19 protein-coding genes are annotated in these 21,757 nt (G+C 72.2%); 16 read left to right on the top strand and 3 right to left on the bottom strand.

The features are described 5' to 3' along the window. Positions 1-141 precede the first annotated feature (141 nt). From ACFIF2_RS00515 to ACFIF2_RS00505, 3 genes are all read right to left on the bottom strand, one after another. On the bottom strand, positions 142-1,089 hold the full coding sequence (locus ACFIF2_RS00515) for a hypothetical protein (protein ID WP_395570399.1): 948 nt from the start codon (positions 1,087-1,089) through the stop codon (positions 142-144). Between the two features lie 121 nt (positions 1,090-1,210). Further along, positions 1,211-2,800 (bottom strand): DUF6801 domain-containing protein, encoded by a 1,590-nt coding sequence (locus ACFIF2_RS00510; RefSeq protein ID WP_395570398.1) that lies wholly within the window; start codon positions 2,798-2,800, stop codon positions 1,211-1,213. A gap of 115 nt (positions 2,801-2,915) precedes the next feature. Next, positions 2,916-3,548 (bottom strand): hypothetical protein, encoded by a 633-nt coding sequence (locus ACFIF2_RS00505; RefSeq protein ID WP_395570397.1) that lies wholly within the window; start codon positions 3,546-3,548, stop codon positions 2,916-2,918. A 741-nt stretch (positions 3,549-4,289) separates the two neighbouring features. Between ACFIF2_RS00505 and ACFIF2_RS00500 the strand changes: the two genes are divergently transcribed. From ACFIF2_RS00500 to ACFIF2_RS00425, 16 genes are all read left to right on the top strand, one after another. Further along, positions 4,290-5,339 carry an ABC transporter ATP-binding protein gene (locus ACFIF2_RS00500; protein ID WP_395570396.1) on the top strand — a complete coding sequence of 350 codons (1,050 nt, stop codon included), beginning with the start codon at positions 4,290-4,292 and terminating at the stop codon, positions 5,337-5,339. Then, on the top strand, positions 5,336-6,100 hold the full coding sequence (locus ACFIF2_RS00495) for an ABC transporter permease (protein WP_053141558.1): 765 nt from the start codon (positions 5,336-5,338) through the stop codon (positions 6,098-6,100). The genes ACFIF2_RS00500 and ACFIF2_RS00495 overlap by 4 nt, the downstream gene beginning before the upstream one ends. A 5-nt stretch (positions 6,101-6,105) precedes the next feature. Next, complete coding sequence (locus ACFIF2_RS00490; RefSeq protein ID WP_223779243.1) at positions 6,106-6,912, top strand: ABC transporter permease; 807 nt, start codon at positions 6,106-6,108, stop codon at positions 6,910-6,912. Position 6,913: 1 nt separating this feature from the next. Next, positions 6,914-8,176 carry an MCE family protein gene (locus tag ACFIF2_RS00485; protein WP_395570395.1) on the top strand — a complete coding sequence of 421 codons (1,263 nt, stop codon included), beginning with the start codon at positions 6,914-6,916 and terminating at the stop codon, positions 8,174-8,176. Continuing rightward, positions 8,173-9,249: an MCE family protein gene (locus ACFIF2_RS00480; RefSeq protein WP_395570394.1), complete on the top strand. Its 1,077-nt coding sequence runs from the start codon at positions 8,173-8,175 to the stop codon at positions 9,247-9,249. Before ACFIF2_RS00485 ends, ACFIF2_RS00480 begins: the two co-directional genes overlap by 4 nt. Then, positions 9,246-10,346 (top strand): MCE family protein, encoded by a 1,101-nt coding sequence (locus tag ACFIF2_RS00475; protein ID WP_395570393.1) that lies wholly within the window; start codon positions 9,246-9,248, stop codon positions 10,344-10,346. The genes ACFIF2_RS00480 and ACFIF2_RS00475 overlap by 4 nt, the downstream gene beginning before the upstream one ends. After that, a complete protein-coding gene (locus tag ACFIF2_RS00470) occupies positions 10,346-11,380 on the top strand; it encodes an MCE family protein (RefSeq protein ID WP_395570392.1) in 1,035 nt (344 codons plus the stop codon). The genes ACFIF2_RS00475 and ACFIF2_RS00470 overlap by 1 nt, the downstream gene beginning before the upstream one ends. Positions 11,381-11,499: 119 nt before the next feature. Further along, positions 11,500-12,756, top strand: a complete 1,257-nt coding sequence (locus ACFIF2_RS00465; RefSeq protein WP_395570693.1) for an MCE family protein — start codon at positions 11,500-11,502, stop codon at positions 12,754-12,756. Continuing rightward, positions 12,753-14,042, top strand: a complete 1,290-nt coding sequence (locus ACFIF2_RS00460) for an MCE family protein (protein WP_395570391.1) — start codon at positions 12,753-12,755, stop codon at positions 14,040-14,042. The genes ACFIF2_RS00465 and ACFIF2_RS00460 overlap by 4 nt, the downstream gene beginning before the upstream one ends. Further along, on the top strand, positions 14,039-14,557 hold the full coding sequence (locus ACFIF2_RS00455) for a hypothetical protein (protein ID WP_395570390.1): 519 nt from the start codon (positions 14,039-14,041) through the stop codon (positions 14,555-14,557). Before ACFIF2_RS00460 ends, ACFIF2_RS00455 begins: the two co-directional genes overlap by 4 nt. Beyond that, complete coding sequence (locus ACFIF2_RS00450) at positions 14,554-15,273, top strand: hypothetical protein (protein ID WP_395570389.1); 720 nt, start codon at positions 14,554-14,556, stop codon at positions 15,271-15,273. Before ACFIF2_RS00455 ends, ACFIF2_RS00450 begins: the two co-directional genes overlap by 4 nt. Positions 15,274-15,299: 26 nt before the next feature. Beyond that, positions 15,300-15,848, top strand: a complete 549-nt coding sequence (locus ACFIF2_RS00445) for a hypothetical protein (RefSeq protein WP_395570388.1) — start codon at positions 15,300-15,302, stop codon at positions 15,846-15,848. Between the two features lie 26 nt (positions 15,849-15,874). Beyond that, on the top strand, positions 15,875-16,684 hold the full coding sequence (locus tag ACFIF2_RS00440; protein WP_395570387.1) for a hypothetical protein: 810 nt from the start codon (positions 15,875-15,877) through the stop codon (positions 16,682-16,684). 59 nt (positions 16,685-16,743) lie between these two features. After that, positions 16,744-18,000 (top strand): lytic transglycosylase domain-containing protein, encoded by a 1,257-nt coding sequence (locus ACFIF2_RS00435; RefSeq protein ID WP_395570386.1) that lies wholly within the window; start codon positions 16,744-16,746, stop codon positions 17,998-18,000. Between the two features lie 271 nt (positions 18,001-18,271). Continuing rightward, positions 18,272-20,038 (top strand): lysyl oxidase family protein, encoded by a 1,767-nt coding sequence (locus ACFIF2_RS00430; protein WP_395570385.1) that lies wholly within the window; start codon positions 18,272-18,274, stop codon positions 20,036-20,038. A gap of 173 nt (positions 20,039-20,211) precedes the next feature. Beyond that, positions 20,212-21,732, top strand: coding sequence for an FG-GAP repeat protein (locus ACFIF2_RS00425; RefSeq protein WP_395570384.1), 1,521 nt, complete (start codon positions 20,212-20,214; stop codon positions 21,730-21,732). Positions 21,733-21,757: the final 25 nt, after the last annotated feature.

Raw genomic sequence — 21,757 nt, 5'->3', positions numbered from 1 at the left:
CGACCGGACGTGAGGTGATGCGGGTCTGGGCTGTCTGAAGCTAAGACAAGTTTCGTGGGACGTACACAGTCCGTGCACATTTAGGTGCGGTGTGACGTGGCTACGCTGCCGGGACGGCTGAGAATCGCTGTCGCGCGGCCATTAGTTGACGGCTGAGTGCCAGTTCTGCGAGAGGCGCTTGCCCGCGTCGGGGGCGACGGTGCCGGGGGCGTTCAGGCCGGCGAGGTGGGTCCGGGTGTTGTTGAGCGTGAGGCTGTTGTTCCCGGCGGCGGAGGGCAGCCCGGTCTTGGCGTTGACCGCCGCGTCGATCAGGCCGAGCAGCCCCAGCCCGCAGCCGCTGGCGCCGGGAACGGCGAAGGTGCTGTCGTTCTGGGTGGCGCCGGTGAGGTTGATGCGGCTCATCTCGCCGTCCTCGGCGACCGTGCCGTCACCCTGGAAGAACGACATGCCGAACTCGGGGAATTGCCGGTTCTCCGGACGCAGCACGATCGGGTTGGCCGCGGTGCCGATGTAGCACTTGCTGCCCAGGAACGGGTTCTCCAGGTGGATGCGGACCGGTATGGCCACGATCGGCTGGTCGGTGAGGATGCCGGCGGTCTGGTCGAAGGCGTAGGGGGTGCCGACGGACTCCACGGTGGCCGTGATCTTGTTGAGGGTGCTGTTGCTGAGCTGCTGGCAGATGGCGGTGATCGCGGGGATGTTGCTCGGGCACATCAGCCCCAGCAGCCCGCCGGGGACGGTCGCGGAGTCGGCGATCAGGGCGCCGCCGGCCGGGGCCACCACGGAGCTGGTCCCGTCGGAGTTCTGGACGACCCCGATCTGGAGGTCGGTCCGGCCCGTGGTCACGGTGGTCTTGCCCAGTTTGATGGTGCCGCTCGGCGAGGTGGACACCACGCACTGCGGGGTGCGGGCCAGGCCGTCGGCGGCCAGCATCGCCGGGGCGTCGACGGGACAGCGGGTGAAGGGCGCCCACTCGCCGTTCGGCACGGCTGCCGCCGCGGTGGCGGTGCCCATGGAGGCGAAGGCGCCGAGGGCGGTGCCGAGGGCGGTGGCGGTGGTGGCGACTCTGGCGCCGAGGGAGAACCGCATCGTGTGGCCTTCCGGATCAAGGATCAAGGATCGGGGATCGGGGATCGGGGGTAAGGGGGTCAGGGGTCAGGAAGTCAGGGGTCAGGAATCGGGTTCGGGCTTCGGACGAGGAGGGCGGGGATCAGCGCTCGGCTACGGGGATCTTGCGGGGCTGGGCGTCCTCGGTGCACTCGTCGGGGTTGAGCACCTCGGCCGAGACGAAGCAGGCCTGCCCCTGGATCTGCTTGACGTAGTTGCCGGGGCCGGAGACCGAGGCCGTGAGCAGACGGTCGAGGTTCTCGCCGCCGGCGGTGCCGCAGCCCGTGAAGGCCGGGATGGTGACCTCGCCGGTCAGCGGGCCGCCGGACAGCAGCAGGTAGCCGGTGGCGGGCTGGCCGGTGGTCTGTTCGCCCCGGCCGTGCAGGACCAGGTGGTCGCCGGGGTACTTCTCCGGCTCCGGGTCGCGGGAGTCGAGGGACGTCCTGGTCCGGCACTTCGTCCCGACGTCCAGCGGGGTGCCGTTGACCTTCAGGGACGTCACCCGGAGTACGACCGGTGCCCGGACGTAGGTGTCCGTGCTGGTGAACAGGAAGTCGGTGGTGCCGTGCGAGTCGATGGTCATCGGACCCGTCTGCTCCAGCACCATCGTGGCCGTGGTCGGGGTGAAGTCGAAGGTCAGGAAGGTCGCCTCGAAGGGCGGGGTCTGCTTGCGCTGCTCGTAATAGAGGTCGGCGGTGGAGTGCTGGGTGATGGTGGCACCGCTGAAGTCCGGGAAGAACTCGAACTGCGGCTCGCCCTGGGTGATGAGCGTGCAGTACGGCGGGACCAGCGCGGCACCGTCGAGCTTGTTCACGTTGGAGTAGCCGGTGATGTAGGCGTTCAGCGACATCGGTCCGGCCGGGTACTTCTCGTCGTACTTGCAGGTCGGCGCGGACCGTTCGGGGGTGGCACCGCCCGGCGCGGGCTCGGCGACCTTCGGGGCGCGCTCGCCCTGCCGGTCCGCCGGGTCCTCCTCCGGGTCCTCGCCCGGCTGCCCCGGGGCGGCGGAGGCGGAGGGCTCCGAGGACGGCGATCCGCTCGGCGTGGCCGTGCCGCCGTCCTCGTCCGTCCCGACCAGGACGGCGGCGATCCGCCCCCCGTCCGGGGCGTCGTCGGCGAGGGCGCAGTCGACGGTCACCGAGGCGGGGTCGGCGGCGCCGCCGTCGGCGGTGGTCAGGGACAGGTCCAGGGCGAAGACCCCGGCCGTCATGGTCAGTTCGCCCGCGCCTTGTCCGGTCACCGAGGGGACGTCCCCCGTCGCCGTCAGCGTCAGCGGCCCGGTGGCGGGCAGGGGCGTGGCGTCCGTGCCGCCGCGCCAGGTCGCCTCGGCGCCGGCCTCGCCCTGGGCGACGCCGACCTGGAGGCGGGTCGCGGCCCGGACGTCGGCCGCGCCCAGCGCCGCGAGGTCGGCGACGGCCGGCTCCGGCAGCTCGACGGTCGTGGTCACGTCCGCGGGCTCGATCGGCTCCCCGGGCGCCACCCGCACGGGCAGGTCCGCCGAGATCCGTACCGTCGCGGACTGCTCTCCGGAGGGGAACAGGCACACGTAGGGCAGTGCGGTGTCGACCTCCTGCGTACCGGCCGCACCGGCGGCCGCGGGCACGGTGGCGGCCAGCACGACGAACGCGGCGATCGCCGCGCTCCGGGCGCGGCTGCGGACCGTCGGCGGGACGGCGGTACGGGGGCCTGTCATCTGTCACTCCGCTCGGGTCGTGCCACGGTTCGGACGGCCGGCTGCGGCCGCCTCGTGCGGGCTGTCCGCCGCCCGGCCGGGATCACCGGCCGGGCGGCGGACAGCCGTGCCCTGCTTACGGGTTGCTCCCGACGATCTTCGGGATGGTGCTGGTGCCGGTGACCTTCACCGCGTAGTTGCCCTTGAAGGTGGGCTTGGTGGCGGTGGTGACCACGGTGCCGCAGCCGGAGGCCGAGGTGACGGCCAGGTCGCCGCTGACGCTGGTGACCGCGAGGATGCCGGTGGAGTTGGTGTAGGTGGCGGTGGCCTTGCCCTGCACGTTGAACACGCAGGCGCCCGCGGTCACCTTCGCCTTGACGTTGCCGACGTAGCCCTTGGTCACACCGGTGGAGGCGGTGTAGTCCTGGGCGACGACGGTCCAGGGGGTGGTCGCCACGGTCGTGACGTTGCCCAGGACGCTGGTGCACGGTGAGGCGCTGGTGCCGAAGTTGATGGCGTTGATGCTGGCCACCGTGGCGGGGTTGCCGGTGGCGCTGGCCATCGTGCCCGAGGCGCTGGACGTCGTACACGTCATCGGGATGTTGGCGGTCAGGACGATGTTCCCGCTGTTGGTGGCCGAGAAGTTGGCCGGCGACGGGGTGACGGTCCAGACCGTGGAGGGGACGGCCGAAGCGGGGGCGACAGCCATACCGAAGGCGGCGGCGCCCGCGCCCGCCACGAGGGCGAATCTTGTCAGGGACTTCTTCATGACGTGGGGACTCCCTTGTCGATTGACCGGCAGAAGGGGATCGCGCCCGTAACCGTGGGGTGGAACAACGGGCGGTCCGCGGCCCGGAAATCCTCGACCGCGAGCCATGACGTTACTTGCGGGAAACTTAGGCGAACAATGGCGCCGACCATGATTCTTTCGATAAGTGGAAATACCTGTTCCCCAGGTGAGCAGTCCGGAGCCCGGTTTAGTCATCCGCTGCTAAGGGAGGCGTCGTTCCCGGGCCGGCACCGGCCCCGCCCCGGGAGTCGGGCCGAAGCCGCGCACGGTTCGTCCGGACCCGTATTGCTCACCGAGTGACAAAGAGAAGGTGCTTCTTTGTCGCCGTGCTGACAAAGACGCGATGGCCGAACCGAATCCTTCGGGAAAGTCGGAACCTGCTCTTGCCCCCTCAGGTTACTCAGCCGTAGCGTGCCGGACACGGCGCTGATCTCCTGGTGGGTGCCCCCCCATGCCGAGGAGGCGCGACGGATGAATTCCGGCCCTGCCCTCCTTCAGGGGCGGACATCCGTCGGCGGGGCCGCGCGGAACCCTCCCCCCGGGAGCCGCGCGGCCCCGCCCCGCACCCGGCGGACAAAGTCCTCCCCGTGCTTTGTCTGCGCGGTGACAAAGCACGGGGAGGACCGCGGAGCCCGGCGCCCCGCCTGTTGTCAGTGAACCGTGCACCGGCTTGACGTGCGCTCCGCGGTGCATGCGGACCTCACCCTCTCTGGAGGTGATATGGGAATCGAAGTGGTGGTCGAGGGTCTCACCAAGTCCTTCGGCAGGCAGCGGATCTGGGAGGACGTGAGCCTCACCCTGCCGGCCGGAGAGGTCAGTGTCATGCTCGGTCCGTCGGGCACCGGAAAGACCGTGTTCCTCAAGTCGCTCATCGGACTGCTGAAGCCGGAGCGCGGCCGTGTTCTCATCGACGGCGTCGACATGGTGAACAGCCCCGAACGGGATATCTACGAGACCCGGAAGAAGTTCGGGCTCATGTTCCAGGACGGCGCCCTTTTCGGTTCCATGTCCCTCTTCGACAACATCGCCTTTCCGCTGCGCGAGCACACCCGGAAGAAGGAGTCGGAGATCCGCCGCATCGTCATGGAGCGGATCGAGGTCGTCGGGCTGCTGGGCGCCGAGGGCAAACTGCCGGGGGAGATCAGCGGCGGCATGCGCAAGCGGGCCGGACTCGCCCGCGCGCTCGTGCTCGACCCGCAGATCATCCTGTGCGACGAACCCGACTCCGGGCTCGACCCCGTCCGCACCGCCTACCTCTCCCAGTTGCTGATCGACCTGAACGCGCAGATCGACGCGACGATGCTGATCGTCACCCACAACCTCGACATCGCCGCCACGGTCCCCGACAACATGGGCATGCTCTTCAGGCGCCGACTGGTCACCTTCGGCCCGCGCGAGGTGCTCCTCACCAGCGAGGAGCCGGTCGTGGCGCAGTTCCTGGCCGGCCGCCGCGAGGGCCCGATCGGGATGTCGGAGGAGAAGGACGCCGCCACCCTCGCCGCCGAGGCCGCGGGGTCACGGGGCGCGGGAGCCGACGGACCGCGTGAGATCGTCCCGCAACTGGAGCCGTCCCCCGGACTCCCGCCGCGCCGCGCCGTCACCCGGCGCCGGGAGCGGGTCCTCGGCATGCTCGACCACCTGCCGCCCGCCGCCCGCGCCGCCATCGAGCGCACGTACGCCGCCCGCCCCACCGACGGCGCCCCCGGCACGGCCGGTGCGTACGGCACCGCCCCGACGCTCCCGATGCCGGCCGCCGGGAGCGGCGCATGATCACCGGTGCCCTGCGGCAGACCGGCCGGCTGTTCGCGCTCGCCGCCGAGGTGGCCCGCGCGATCTTCCGACGGCCGTTCCAGTTCCGGGAGTTCGTCGAGCAGTTCTGGTTCATCGCCAGTGTCACGATCCTGCCCGCGGCCCTGGTCTCGATCCCGTTCGGCGCCGTGATCGCCCTCCAGGTCGGCTCGCTCACCCAGCAGCTCGGCGCCCAGTCCTTCACCGGCGGCGCCAGCGTCCTGGCCGTCGTGCAGCAGGCCAGCCCGCTGATCGTCGCGCTGCTGATCGCGGGCGCGGCCGGCTCCGCGATCTGCGCCGACCTGGGCTCGCGCACCATCCGCGAGGAACTGGACGCCATGGAGGTCATGGGCGTATCGCCCGTGCAGCGCCTGGTGGTGCCCCGCGTCCTGGCCACCATGGGCGTCGCGGTCCTGCTCAACGGCCTGGTCTCCGTGGTCGGCATCCTCGGCGGCTACGTCTTCAACGTCTTCCTCCAGGACGGCACCCCCGGCGCCTACCTCTCCAGCTTCTCCGCCCTCGCCCAGCTCCCCGACCTCTACGTCAGCGAACTCAAGGCCCTGGTCTTCGGCTTCATCGCCGGCGTCGTCGCCGCCTACCGGGGCCTGAACCCGCGCGGCGGCCCCAAGGGCGTCGGCGACGCCGTCAACCAGTCCGTCGTCATCACCTTCCTCCTGCTCTTCTTCGTGAACATGGTGATGACGGGCGTCTACCTCCAACTCGTCCCGCCGAAGGGAGGCTGAGGTCCGTGGCCTCCCCGCTCGCCTGGCTCGACCGCTCCGGCGACCAACTCCTCTTCTACGTCCGCTCCCTGCTCTGGATCCCGCGCACCCTGCGCCGCTACCTCAAGGAGGTGCAGCGCCTGCTCGCCGAGGTCGCCTTCGGCACCGGCGGCCTCGGGGTCATCGGCGGCACCATCGGCGTGATGATCGCGATGACCCTGTTCACCGGGACCGTCGTCGGCCTCCAGGGGTACGCGGCCCTCGACCAGATCGGCACCGCCGCCTTCACCGGCTTCGTCTCCGCCTACTTCAACACCCGCGAGATCGCCCCGCTCGTCGCCGGCCTCGCCCTCTCCGCGACCGTCGGCGCCGGCTTCACCGCCCAGCTCGGCGCCATGCGCATCAACGAGGAGGTCGACGCCCTCGAAGGCATGGGCATCCGCTCCCTGCCCTACCTCGTCACCACCCGCATCATCGCCGGCGTCGTCGCCATCATCCCGCTCTACGCGATCGGGCTGCTCTCCTCCTACCTGGCCTCCCGCTACGTCACGGTCCTCTTCAACGGCCAGTCCCGGGGCACGTACGACCACTACTTCAATCTCTTCCTCTCGCCCACGGACGTGCTGCTCTCCGTCCTCAAGGTGCTCATCTTCAGCGTCATGGTGATCGTCGCCCACTGCTACTACGGCTACCGCGCCTCCGGCGGCCCGGCCGGAGTCGGCGTCGCCGTCGGGCGGTCGGTGCGCAACGCCATCGTGCTGATCAGCGTCACCGACTTCTTCCTGTCGCTGGCGCTGTGGGGCGCCACCACGACCGTGAAGGTGGCGGGTTGACATGAGCGCGGTGAACACGACACGCGGCGCGACCGTGCGCCGCCGGCTCGCCGGAGTGGTCTTCCTGGTGGTCCCCGCCCTGCTGGTGTGGCTCGCGGTCGCCGTCTACGACAAGCGGTTCACCGACTCCGACCCGGTGGTCGTGGAGACCGGCAGCGTCGGCAACGAGATGCACCGGGGTGCCGAGGTGAAGCTGCGCGGCGTCGTCGTCGGCGAGGTCCGCGAGATCGACGCCACCCGGGACGGCGCCCGGCTCACCCTCGCCCTCGAACCCGGCGTCCTCGACGACATCCCGGCCGACGTGCGCGCCCAGATGCTGCCCACCACCCTGTTCGGCGAGCGGTTCGTCGCCCTCGTCCCGCCCGCCTCGCCCTCCGCGCACTCACTGGCGGCCGGCGCGGTCATCCCGCAGGACCGCTCCACGAGCGCCGTCGAACTCCAGCAGGTGCTGGACGACGTGCTGCCGATGCTCACCGCCGTCCAGCCGCAGAAGCTCTCCGCCACCCTCTCCGCCGTCTCCCAGGCCCTGGAGGGCCGCGGCGACCGGCTCGGCGACACCCTCACCCTCCTCGACTCCCACCTGCGGAAGTTCAACCCGCAACTGCCCACCCTCAACCGCGACCTGAAACACCTCGTGAAGGTCAGCCATGTCTACGCCGACAGCGCCCCCGACATCCTCACGGCGCTCACCGACTTCACCACCACCAGCGGCACCCTGGCCGAGAAGGAGAGCGAGCTGGCCGGCACCCTCGGCGCCACCACCAGGACGGCCGAGGACATGACCGCCTTCCTGCGGCAGAACAAGGACACCATCATCCGGCTCTCCGCCTCCTCCCGGCCCACCCTCGAACTGCTCGCCGAGTACTCCTCGGCCTTCCCCTGCACCCTGCGCACCCTCGCCGACTTCGTCCCGGCCATGGACAAGGCCCTCGGCAAGGGCACCGACCGGCCCGGCCTGCGCGTCGACGTCACCACCGTGCCCTCCCGCGGCGCCTACCGCCCCGGCACCGACACCCCCTCCTACGGCGCCGGCGGCGGCCCCCGCTGCTACCCCGTGCCCTACCTCGGCGTCGCCGCGCGACCGGCCGTACAGGTGCCCGCGGCGGCCGGGCAGAACCTCGGGCCGGCGAACTCCCCGCAGGAGAACGCCCTCGTCAACGAACTCCTCGCACCCGCCACCGGCAAGGCACCCGCCGACCTCCCCGAGTGGAGCAGCCTCCTCGCGGGACCGGCGCTGCGGGGCACGGAGGTGACCCTGCGATGACCTCACGCCGTACCGCCGGCACCCGGCACGCCACCCCCACCCGGCGCCGCCCGCTGACCGGCCCGCTGCTGAAGTCCCTCGCCTTCCTGGTCGTCACCGCGCTGGCCACGACCGTCCTCGGACTGAGCGTCTCGGGCACCGGCGTCGGCGACGACAGCCTCGCCTACAAGGCGCTGTTCACCGACGCCACCGGAGTCACCGACGGGGACAGCGTGCGCATCTCCGGAGTCGAGGTGGGCGAGGTCACCGACGTCCGCGTCGTCGACCGGCGCACCGCGCAGGTCACCTTCACCGTCCGCGACGACCGCACCCTGCCCGCCTCGACCACCGCCGCCGTGAAGTACCTCAACATGGTCGGGCAGCGCTACATCGCCCTGGACCGGGGCAGCGGCGACCTCACCGGAGCGCTCGACGCCGGCGACACCATCCCGCTCGGCCGGACCACCCCCGCGCTCGACCTGACCCTGCTCTTCAACGGCTTCAAGCCGCTCTTCGAGGGACTCTCCCCGAAGGACGTCAACGAACTCGCCGGTTCCATCGTGCAGGTCCTCCAGGGCGAGGGCGGCACCGTCGACAGCCTCATCCGGCACATCGGCTCGCTCAGCACGACGATCGCCGCCAAGGACGAGGTGATCGGCGAGGTGGTCAAGAACCTCAACACGGTCCTGACCACCCTCAACGACCGCGAGAGCGACTTCGACACCCTCGTGGACACCCTGCAGAAACTCGTCAGCGGCTTCAACGACGACCGCAAGCCCCTGGGGAAGGCCGTCGTCGCCATGGGCGACCTGACCACCGTCACCGCCGACCTCCTCCAGGAGGGACGCGCGCCCCTGAAGAAGGACATCCGCGAACTGGGCCGGCTCTCCGGCAACCTCGGCGACGCCACCCCGCAGCTCGAGGACTTCCTCGACCGGACCCCCGCCAAACTGACCGCCCTGGGCCGCCTGTCCTCCTACGGCTCCTGGTTCAACCTCTACCTCTGCGAGGCCCGCGTGGACGGCGTGACCACCTCCACCGGCGCGAAGCCGCCGACCGGCATCGCGGTCACCGAACCGAGGTGCGGCGCATGACCCTGCTGCTGCGGCCCGAACGCCGCGACACCCCGCCGGCCGCGCCCCGCCGCTCCCACCCGCCGCGCCTGAAGCCGGTCAAGGACCGCAACCCGGTCGCCGTGGCCCTGGTCGGTCTGCTCCTGCTGGCCCTGCTCACCGTCCTCGCCTACAACGCCGACCGGTTCTCCCTCACCGGCGGCGGCACCACCTACACCGCCGACTTCACCGAGGCCGCCGGCCTGGACGAGGGCGACGAGGTGCGCGTCGCCGGCGTCAAGGTCGGCGAGGTCACCGGCGTGGCCCTCGACGGCGACCGGGTGAAGGTCACCTTCGAGGTGGAGGACGCCTGGATCGGCGACCGGACCACCGCCGCCATCGCCATCAAGACCCTGCTCGGCGACAAGTACCTGGCCCTCGACCCGCTCGGCACCGCCGAACAGGACCCCGGCCACCGCATCCCGCGGACCCGGACCACCTCCCCGTACGACGTCACCCAGGCGTTCCAGGACCTCGGCTCCACCGTCGACGCCCTCGACACCCGGCAACTGGCCAAGAGCTTCGAGACGATCTCGGAGACCTTCGAGAACTCGCCGCCGCACGTCCGCAAGGCCGCCACCGGACTGTCCGACCTGTCGCGCTCCGTCTCCAAGCGGGACCGCGAACTGTCCGAACTCCTCAAGGGAAGCGCACAGTTCACCAAGACACTCAAGGACAAGAAGTCCAGCTTCGAAACCCTCATCGAGGACGCCGGACCGCTGCTCGGCGAACTCCAGGACCGCCGCGACGCCATCACCGACCTGCTGGAGGGCAGCCGCGACCTCGGCACCGAACTGACCGGCCTCGTGGGCGACAACGAGAAGCAGCTCGGCCCCACGCTGAAGGCGCTCGGCCGCGTCACCACGGTCCTGGAGGAGAACAGCACCCAGTTGGACCGGACGCTCGCCCTGGTCGGCCCCTACTACCGGCTCGTCGGCAACACCCTCGGCAACGGCCGCTGGTTCGACAGCTATCTGTGCGGGGTGGTGCCCCGCGACTACCTGCCCGCGCAGTCCCGGCCCGAGACGTCGTGCATGCCGCCCAAGCAGCGGGCGGCGGCACAGGGGAGCGGTGAGTGATGAGCAAGCGCAGAAGACTCCTCGCGGTCGCGATCGCGCTGGCCGTGGTCGCCGCCTCACTCGCCACGGTCCGCGCCCTGGACTCCGGCGGCACCCGCGTCACCGCCTACTTCGACCGCGCCGTCGGCATCTACGCCGGCTCCGACCTGCGCATCCTCGGCGTCCGCGTCGGCGAGGTGGAGTCGGTCCACCCGCTGGGCACCCGGGTGCGGGTCGAACTGGCGCTGGACGAGGGCATACGCGTGCCGAAGTCGGCGCGGGCCCTGGTGGTCGCACCGAGCGTCGTCGCCGACCGCTACGTACAGCTCACCCCGGCCTACCGCTCCGGACCCGCCCTCGCGGACGGCGCCGTCCTGCCCGCCTCCCGCAACCGCACCCCGGTCGAGATCGACCAGCTCTACGCCTCGATCACCGACCTCAGCGAGGCACTCGGGCCGGACGGGGCCAACTCCTCCGGCGCCCTGTCCGAGCTGCTGAAGACGGGCGCCGCCAACCTCGACGGCAACGGCGAGGCCATCGGCGACGGCATCGAGGAGTTCGGCAAGGCCACCAAGACCCTCGACGGGTCCGGCGACGACCTGTTCGCCACCCTCAGCAGCCTCCAGACCTTCACCACCATGCTGAAGGAGAAGGACACCGACGTACGCACCGCGCAGGAACGGCTGGACACGGTCGTCGGCTACTTCGCCGACAACAAGGACGACCTCGCGGGCGCCCTGGAGGAACTCGGCACCGCGCTCGGCCAGGTGAAGACCTTCATCAAGGACAACCGCGGCGAGCTGAAGAAGAACGTCGAACGGCTCGTACCGATCACCCAGACCCTGGTCAGCCGGCGCTCCTCGCTGGCCGAGGCCCTGGACGTCGCCCCGCTCGCCGCGGACAACCTCGTCGGCGCCTACGACACCGGCACCGGCCGGATCGACGGCCGCGCCAACCTCAACGAGATCAGCATGGGCGGCCCCCTGCTGCCCCTGCCGGTCACCGGCGGCTCCGCGACCTCGACGCCGCCCGCCTCGGGGAAGGGGGAGCGGTGAGACGCGTCGTACGGCGCCGGGGAACGGCGTCCGAGCCGGCGGACGTCACGGACACGGACCAGGTCGAGACCGCCGAGGCGGACCGCGTCGAGGTCCCGCACGGCACGGTACGGCGGCGGATGCTCACCACCGGTGCCGCCACCGGCGTGGGGATCGGCGGGCTCCTCGCCCTGGGCCTGGGCTTCACACTCGCCCTCGGCGCGTTCTCCGTCACCGCCCCCCGCTTCGACGGCATCGAGGACCTGCCCCTGCCGGGCGGCGCCGACCTCGGCTCCCACCCCTACACCGTCACCGCCGAGCTGGACGACGCGCTCAGCCTGGTGCCGCAGGCCGCGGTCAAGGTCAACGACGTCGCCGTCGGCCGGGTCACCGCCGTCCGCCTCGACGGGGACGACTGGTCGGCCCGGGTCACCATGGAGATCAACGGCGAGGTCCGGCTGCCGCGCGACGCCGGCGCCCGCGTGGAGCAGTCCAGCCTGCTCGGCGAGAAGTACATCCAACTGGTCGCGCCGGCCAAGTCGTCCGCCGGGGGCAGGCTCGGTGACGGCGGTGTCATCCCGCTCTCCCGGACCGGCCGCAACACCGAGGTCGAGGAGGTGTTCGGCGCGCTGTCCCTGCTGCTCAACGGCGGCGGCGTCAACCAGCTCAAGACCATCACCCAGGAACTCAACAAGGCACTCGGCGGACGCGAACCCGAGGTCCGCTCCATGCTGAGACGGGTCGCAAAACTCGTGGGGAACCTCGACGACCACCGCGGCGACATCACCGACGCCCTCGACGGCGTCAACCGGCTCGCCGCGACCCTCGCCGGCCGCGAGGACGACGTACGCACCGTCCTGACCGACCTCTCGCCCGGCCTGAAGACCCTGCACGAACAGCGCGGCTCCCTGCTGACCATGCTGCGCTCCCTGGACACGCTGTCCGGGGTGGCCGTCACCACCGTTGAAGCGAGCAAGGACGACATGGTCGCCGACCTCAAAGCCATCGCCCCCACCCTGAAGGCCCTCGCCGACGCGGGGACGGACCTGCCCGACTCGCTCCAGGTGCTGCTCACCTACCCGTTCACCGACGAGGTGCTGAACGGCGTCAAGGGCGACTACCTCAACGTGTACCTGAACATGACCGCCGCTCCCGGCACCCAGGTGATCCCGCCCCTGGTGCCGAAGGGCAGCCCTTCACCCACCCCCTCGCCCACCGCCACGGCGCAGAGCGGGCAGGGCGACGCACCCCGCGAGAGCGAGAGCGCGGGCACGGGCACCGGGACCACGGCCTCCCCGCCGGCACCGCTGCCCCTGCCCTCCGTACCGACACCCACCGGGGCCGCCGGGCCGTCCGGAACCTCCGGGCCGTCCGGGGATGGAGGCGCACAGGGATGATCACCCTCGCCGTACGCCTGAAGAACCTCGCCTTCCTCCTCATCGCCGTCCTCGTCCTCGGCTTCCTCGGCATCCGCTACGCCGACCTCGGCCGGTACGTCGGCGTCGCCGACTACTACACGGTAAAGGTGGAACTCCCGCGCACCGGAGGTCTGTTCACCCACTCCGACGTCACCTTCCGAGGCGTGTCGGTGGGACGGGTCGGCCCGATCGACCTCACCGCCGACGGGGTGGTCGCTCAGCTGCGCATCAAGAAGTCCGCCCCCCGCATCCCCGCCGACACCCGGGCCGTGGTGGCGGGGCTGTCCGCGGTCGGCGAGCAGTACATCGACCTGCGTCCCGAGAGCGACGCCGGCCCCTACCTCGCCGACGGCACCCGCATCGCCCAGCCCGACACCGAGGTGCCCGCCCCCGTCACCGACGTCCTCACCAGCGTGAACGACCTCACCCGGTCGGTGCCGCTGGAGGATCTGCGGACGGTCGTCGACGAGTTCGGCAAGGCCTTCGAGGGCCACGGCGACGATCTCCAGGTCCTGCTGGAGAGCGGCAGCGGCTTCATCGAGGCCGCCGACCGCAACCTGCCGGCCACCACCCGCCTGCTCACCGACGGCGAGACCGTGCTGCGCACCCAGGCCGAGGAGGCGGAGGCCATCCGCGGCTTCGCCGACGGCGCCACGGAACTCGCCCGCACCCTCAAGGGCTCCGACGCCGACCTGCGCCGGCTCCTGGCCGTCACACCGGACGCCGCCACGCAGGTCAGCGGGCTGCTCCGGGACCTGGACCCCAGCCTGGGAGTCGTCCTGGCCAACCTGCTCACCACCTCCGAGGTCGCCGTCACCCGGCAGCGCGGCATCGAGGAACTCCTCGTGAAATACCCGGCGGCCGTCTCCGCGGGCGCCACCGCCGTCGACGGAGGAACGATGAAGCTCGGCCTGGCCGTCACCTTCTTCCAGCCCTTGCCCTGCACCGACGGTTACGGCGGCACCCGGTACCGCACCGGCCTGGACCTCGGCACCGCCCCCGCCCTCAACACCGGCGCCTCCTGTACGGCACCGGCCGCGAGCGGGGTCAACGTACGCGGGTCCGCCCACGCCCCCCGCGGCGGCGCGGTACCCGACCCCGCCAAGCCCGGCTCCCTGCCCTCCGGCAGCGCGGGCGCTACGGCGTCCGCACCGTCCCGGCCCGCCGCCTCCCTGCCGGGCGCGCTCGCCCTGCCCGACACGGGCGGCACCGGCGACACCGGACTGGCGGGGCTGCTCGGCGCGGACGCGGAGGCGGGCCGATGAGGCGCACACGCGTCCTGGCCGGGGCGGGACTGGCACTGGCGCTGGCGTTCTGCGGCACCGGGGCGTGGACCTACGCCCAGGCACGGGGCGACGACTCCCTCGCGTACGGCCGTGAACGCGACGAGGCGCTGGCCGACGGACGCGAGCGGCTCGCCGTCCTGAACACCCTCGACGCGTCGTCCGAGGAGCGGGCACGGGCGGGCATCCGGGACTGGCGTGCCGCCTCGACCGGGCCGCTGCGGGACGAACTGGGCGGTACCGCCGCCGAGAAGGGGGCGTCGGCGCGGGGCACGGTCACCGAGGCCGCGCTCACCGCTCTCGACACCCGCGCGGGCACCGCCAAACTCGTCGCCACCGTGCGCGTCGAGGTCACGCCCGCCGGAGCGAAGGCGCCGACCACGGACCGCAAGCGCCTGGAGGCGGTCCTGGCCCGCACGGGCGAGGGGGAGTGGAAGGTCAAGGCACTGAGCGCGGTACCGCTCGCGTGGACGGCGGAGGAGGACGAGAGCCGATGACACGGCTGCTGCACCTCGGACGGTCCCGGAACACCTCCGGCCCGGGTGATGGGACGGAGGAGGAGCCCGCGCCCGAAGCGGACCCGGGGACCGCGCCCGACGGGACCGAGCCTGACGGGACCGAGCCTGACGGGACCGAGCCTGACGGGACCGAGCCCGACCGGGCGGCGCCGCACGAGGAGCTGTCGAAGTCTCACGACGGCGGCGGACGCCCGGGTTCCCTCCTCAGGCGCCTCGTCCCCGCGGTGGGTGCCGCGCTGCTCGTCCTGGCCGGCTGCGGGTTCTTCTACGGTGCCCACCAGTTGCGGTCCACCCCGTCCGCCGAGAACCACGCGCTGACCGACGCCGAGGCGACCACCCGAGTCGCCGGCGACGTCGGCAACGCCCTGGCCCGTGTCTTCTCGTACACGCCGGACGGCCTGGAGGCCACCGAACGTGCGGCGCGCTCCGTCCTCGCGGGACGGGCTGAGCGCCAGTACACGGAGCTGATGGGCCGCATCCGCGCCGACCTCGCCGAGCAACGCGTGACCCTCAGCACCCAGGCCGTACGCACGGGGGTCGTCGAACTCGACGGGGACAGCGCGCGATTGCTGGTCTTCCTCGACCAGATCTCCCACCGCGGCAAGGCCGGCACCACCTCCGCGGCGGCCCAGCTCACGGTGACCGCGCGATGGGAGGAGGACCAGTGGCGGATCGTCGACATCAGGACCCGGTGAGCGCGCGTGGGCACAGGGAGGCACAGATGAAGCGCGGGACCAGCGCACCCGCCCGGATCCGGGCGCTGCCGGTCACGGCCCTCGCCCTGGCCCTCACGCTGATCGCGGGCGGCTTCGCCGCGTGGGCGGGCTGGGACTGGTACGACGCCGCCCACGACGACACCGTCGCCTACGCCGAGCAGCGGGACGCGGCCCTGGCCGCCGGTGAGCAGGCCGTGCAGAACCTCAACACCCTCGACCACCGCAGCATCGACCGGGGCCTGGACCTCTGGGAGTCCTCCACCACCGGTGACCTGCACGAACAACTGGTCGCCGGACGCGACGAGTTCGCCACCCAGGTGAAGTCGGCCAAGACGGTGACCACGGCCAAGGTGCTCTCCGGCGCCCTCACCGAGCTCGACGACCGGGCCGGCCGGGCCAGGGTGCTGGTCGCCCTGCGCGTGACGGTGAAGGCGCCCGGCGACGCGAGCACCGACAAGGACAGCCGCATGCTCGGCGAACTGACCCGCACCGGCGGCCACTGGAAACTCAGCGCCCTGGGCCAGGCCCCGGTGGGCGGCACGCCGGCCGGCTGACCGGCCGCAGGAGAGGACGACACACGATGCCGACGACCCGCCACCACGTGAACAACGCACGCCGTCGCCAGGCCCGCGAGGCACTCCGCACCCCGGCCGCCACCGACGCACCCCAGGCGAACGGAACCCCGCGCACCGCTCCGGCCGCCGGCGCGGTCAGGGAACGCGCGGAACCGCGCGACCAACCACGATCCACCCGCGCCCGGCCCACCCCGTCAGACAAGACCGCGGCCCCGCGAAACGCCCCGTCCGCGCCCCGCCGCACCCTCATGGTCCTCTGCCTGCTCACCCTCGTCCTCGGCGGCTTCGCCGGCTGGGCGCACTCCCGCGCCGAGACCCTCCGCGACGCCCCGGCCGCACGCAACACCGCCCTGTCCGACACCGCCCGCACCAGCGAGATCAAGGGCCAGTCGGCCAAGGCCGTCGCCGCGCTCTTCTCGTACGACCACACCGACCCGGACGCCCTCGACAAGGCGGCGAAGACCTGGCTGACGGGGCGAGCCGTCGCCCAGCACCGGAACCTGTTCGGCGACCTCCGCACGCAGGCCGACCGGCAGAAGGCGGTGATCACCACCACGGTCACGGACAGCGCGGTCGAGCGCATCGACGGCGACCGGGCCCGGGTCCTGGTCTACGCCGACCAGAGCAGCGTCAGCACCGCAGGCGACAAGAAGGCCCCGGGCGACAAGAAGACCGCGGGCGGCGAGAAGGCCCCGGGCAAGGAGAACGAGAAGGCCGAGGACGACGGCACCTACGCCGGGGCGATGCTCGCCGTCGACGTCGCGCGACGCGACGGTCGCTGGCTCGTCTCGGGCATCGACACCTTCGGCCGCTGAGCCGCTGAACCACTGAACCGCCAACCCCCACGCGTCTCACCACCAGGGAGTGACAGACCATGCCCACACGCGCCCGACGCGTACCCGTCCGGACCCGGCAGGGTCTGCGGGCCACCGCCGTCGCCGTGACCGCGGTGGCCGCGCTCACCGCCTCCCAGGCCCCCGGCGGCCCGCAGAAGCCGGACGCCCGCACGGCCGCCGACGACCGGCCCGCGCCGGCCGCGGACCTGCCGTACGCCGAACTCGCCCCGCCCGACGACGGCTCGTACCACACCGAACTCCCGCCGCTGGTCTCCCCGGACGTCCCACCGCGCCCCGGGCAGGCCGTCCGGGCGCGAGCCGAGTCCGGCATACCGGCCACCGTGCTGCGCGCCTACCGCGCAGCGGAGAGGTCCGTCGGCCGCACGGACCCCGGGTGCGCGCTGCCCTGGGAACTGCTCGCCGCCATCGGCAAGGTGGAGTCCGGGCAGGCGCGCGGCGGCGCGGTCGACCGGCACGGCACCACGCTGGGCCGGATCACGGGTCCCGCGCTCGACGGCCGGAACTTCGCCCTGATCCTGGACAGCGACGGCGGCGTCCACGACGGCGACACGGTGTACGACCGGGCGGTGGGCCCGATGCAGTTCCTGCCGTCGACATGGGCGCGCTGGGGCGCGGACGGCAACGGCGACGGCCGCCGCGACCCCAACAACATCTTCGACGCGGCCCTGGCCGCCGGGCACTACCTCTGCGCCGGGGACCGCGACCTGACCCGGGCCGCCGACCTCGACCGGGCCGTCCTCAGCTACAACCACTCGCGGTCCTACCTCGAACTGGTCCGCCACTGGCTGGACTTCTACCGGGGCGGCGTGCACACCGTGCCCGACGGCACGGGCGTCGTCCCGCGGTCCCCCGGAGCCGGGGGCGACACCCCGGCGACCGAGCCGGCCGACGAGGACGGCCGCGGCGGCGACGGCGGCACCGGGGGACGCGAGGAGAGAGGCGAGGACGGCATCATCATCGGTCCCGACCCGACCTCGCCCAACCCGTCCCCCTCTCCCACGCGCTCGGTGCCGTCCGGGCCGTCACCCCGGCCGACCCCGGCCCCCTCCCCGACGGGAACCGGTCCCTCCCCGTCACCCGACCCCTCCCCGTCCGGTTCCACGTCACCGGACCCCTCGCCCTCACCGACGCCCAGCGATCCGCCCACGCCCACCCCGGACCCGTCCACTCCGCAGGACTGCCCCTCCGGCTCCGCGAGTCCCTCCCCGGACACCGGTGCGCCGCCCACCGGCCCCGCCGCTCCCGAGGCGGAACCGCCGACCTGCCCGGCGTGAGGGGAGGGGCGAGCACAGACGCCCCCGCTACCAGAGGACTCGCCACGAGGCGGGCGACAACCATGACAATGGCCCGATTTCCTCCATGACGGCGGAATCCGGCCAACATCCCCGTACTTTCCACCGCCCGGACAACCCCGCGTCCGGCTCGTTCCTCTCACAGCGCGGGCACAGCGAGTGCCGTCCACCGTGCCGGCCCCGCGGCTGTCCTCACGACAGCCGCGGCCTGCCGCCCGCCGCCGTCTCACAGCACTCGGAGGACGAGGGAACGATGACCAGAACGCGCACCACCAGGCTGCGGCGTCCGCTGCTCGCCAGTACCACGGCCGTCGCCGCGCTGGCCGTGACAGCCGGCCTCGTGGCCGCCACGTCGGAGCCGGCGAAGGCCGCCGCCTCGGGGCCCAGGCTGAGCCTCATCGCCGCGACCACCTCGGTCACCCTCACCTCCTGGAAGGAGGATCCGGGCGTCTACCTCGACCTCGGCACGTACCTCACCGCCGAGGGGACGCCGCTGGAACTGAAGGTGACCCGGAAGTCGTACAAGGACCCGGTGACCGTCACCCAGACCGTCTATGAGGGCGGCAAGGCCAAGGCCAAGGCACTGCCCAAGGGCACGGTGAAGGACTTCTCGGGCCTGCCCGGCTTCGCGGAGATCACGGTCACCGACAAGTCGGGGAAGAAGGTCTTCAGCCGTACCGAGGACTTCTGTCCGAACAACGCCAGCGGCCGGGTACGACCGGACGCGCCCGCCACCTCCAAGTATCCGGAGAGCTGCCCCACCAACCCGTTCACGCTCGGTTCGGTGTGGGGCGTCGAGAAGGGCTGGGCCGCCAACACCTACGCGGGCTCCTACACCGATCCGGTCGAGCTGGCGGCCGGTACGTACACCGCCAAGGTCGCCGTCGCCAAGAAGTACCGGGACCTGTTCGGCATCGCCCACAAGCCGGCCACGGTGAAGGTCACCGTGCAGGAGCGGAGCTACGAGGACGAGGAGGGCGCCGCCGAGCCGGCGCCGCGGTCCGCCCGGGTCGGCGAGCACGCCTCGCACTCCGGGCACGAGGCCGCCCACCAGGCGCCGGCCGCGCACGCGGGCCACGGGCCGGGGCACGCCCCGACGCCCGCCGAGGCCGCCGCGCCGGTGACGAGCGGGGCCAGGCCCTCGTACAACGCGGGTCACGGACCGCTGAAGGCGGCGCCGCCGGCGCTGCCGTGGGCGCTGAAGAAGAAGCAGACCGCGCGCTCGATGCCGGTCGGTGACAAGGGCGGCCAGACCGACGGCTCGCGCAAGGCGCCGGCGCTCACGCCGCTGGCGAAGCGGCCCGCGGGGAAGGCTTCCGTCCCCGACGTCCCCAAGCCCGACCTGCGTTCGCTGCCGGCCTACGGCATCATCGTCAGCGACGGTGAGAAGGACATCCCCGGCAAGGACTACCTGGCCTTCAGCGCCAACGTGTGGAACGCCGGTCCGGCGCAGCTCGTGGTGGACGGCTTCCGTTCGCCCGGCAAGGCCAAGATGGACGCCTACCAGTACTTCTACGACGCCAAGGGCAAGCAGGTCGGGTACACGCCGACCGGCACCATGGAGTGGGACCCGCGTCCGGGGCACGTGCACTGGCACTTCACCGACTTCGCCAGCTACCGGCTGCTGAAGGCGGACAAGAAGGAGGCCGTGCGCAGCGGCAAGGAGGCCTTCTGCCTGGCCAACACCGACGCGATCGACTACACGGTGAAGAACGCCAACTGGCACCCCTACAACACCGATCTGGCCACCGCCTGCGGCCAGGAGAACTCCGTCTCCGTCCGCGAGGTGCTGGACGTCGGCTCCGGTGACACGTACTCGCAGGACCTGCCCGGCCAGTCCTTCGACATCACCGACGTGCCCAACGGCACGTACTACATCCAGGTGCTCGCCAACCCGGAGAAGCGGCTGAAGGAGACCAGCGTCGACAACAACAGCGCGCTGCGGAAGATCGTGCTGGGCGGCAAGCCGGGCAAGCGCACGGTGACCGTGCCGGCCCACGAGCTGGTGAATGCCAACTGACCTCGCGTCAGGCACATCCACCGATCCGGTGCTGAAGGGGCCGGCGGCCACGTCGAGTGGCGGCCGGCCCTCGCGCGGTTCCGGGCCGCCGGCGCTCGCGGCCGGGCCGCCGTACAACCTTCGGTGAACTCCGGTTGTCTTCACCGTGAATGCAGTACGGAGGAGGCTCTCGTATGCGTCACATCACCAGCTCGGCCCTCATGACGGCGGTCCTCACGACCGCGGCACTCCTGACCGTCGGTGCCGGTGACGGCACCGCGTCCGCGGCCCCGTCCGCCGGCCCGGTGCCGTTCCCGTCCATCGGATGGCAGCAGCGCAACTGCGACTACGACGGCGACGGCACCGACGACGTGCTGATCGGCGCCCCGGGCGGCACGGTGAGCGGCGCCACGGGTGCCGGCTACGTCACCGTGCAGTACAGCTCGGCGGGCGGTCTCAGCACCACCGACCGGAGCGTCCTCCACCAGGACACCGCCTCAGTCCCCGGGGGTGCGGAGGCCGGTGACGGGTTCGGCCGCGCGGTGGCCTCCGGCGACCTGGACAACGACGGCTACGACGACGCCGTCGTCGGCATCCCCGGAGAGGACCTGGCCGGACTGTCCGACGCGGGCGGCGCGGTCGTGTTCTGGGGCTCTCCGACCGGGCTGCACGGGTCGGACAGCACCTGGCTGGAGAACACCGACGGGCCCCGGGCGGGCGCGCACTTCGGCCGGGCGCTCGAAGCGGCCCGGTACTTCGCCCCGGACCCGGCGGCCCCGGACGCCGACCTACGGGACTCGGTCGCCGTCCTGGAGGACGACGCCCTGCTGTTCTTCACCACCCCGCCCGGCGGGACCGCGCGGCAGCCGGAGCTGTCGGAGCGCACCATCCGGGCGCGTGACGTCCCGTCGCCGGGCCCCGGCTTCGAGTTCCGCAACCTCAGCCACGGCAACTACAACGAGGACCCCTGGGCCGACCTGGCCGTCTCCGGGGTCTCCACCGGCGACCGGCCGGGTGCCGGCTCCGTGCAGGTCCTGCACGGCGCGCCGGACGTCTCCGGCCTCGGCGACGGCGGCACGTTCCCGGGCGGCCCGGCCGTCGTCTCCGGTGACTGGGACGGCACCGGTCAGGACGACCTCGTCATCGGCGACACGGGCGCGGGTTCGCCGCTGGGCGGCGGGATCACCCTCTACCTGGGCCGGGGCGACCTGGCCGGCCTGGAACCGGAGCCCGCTCAGTACTGGACCCAGGACTCCGACGGCGTCCCGGGGGTCGCCGAGGCGGGAGACCGGTGGGGCGCCGACCTGTCGGCCGGCGACACCGACGGCGACGGCCATCCGGACCTGGCCGTCGGCGCGCCCGGCGAGGACATCGGCAGCGTGCCCGACGCGGGCGCGGTGTGGGTGCTGCGGGGCGACCCGACCGGCTTCACCCGTGCCGGAGCGAAGAGCTTCGACCAGCAGCTCGCCGACATCCCCGGCACGGCGGAGACCTCGGACCGCTGGGGCGGCCAGGTCCGGCTCATCGACGCCGACAAGGACGGGCGCTTCGGCCTCCTGGCGGCGGCGCCGGGAGAGAACACCGACGACGGCTTCGTATGGGTCCTCCCCGCGTCCTCGTCGGGACTGGTGGCCAAGGGCTCCTGGACCTACGACGGGGCCCGCCTCGGAGCCCCCGTGGCCGACGCCCGGTTCGGTGCGGCGGTCGACGAATAGCGGCAAGAGACAGCGGCAAGAGACA

Source organism: Streptomyces sp. BK79 (assembly GCF_044142145.1).
In the GTDB taxonomy this organism is placed as follows: Bacteria; Actinomycetota; Actinomycetes; order Streptomycetales; family Streptomycetaceae; genus Streptomyces.
Note: the sequence above shows the minus strand (reverse complement) of the source record. Positions and strands in the feature narration are given on the sequence as shown.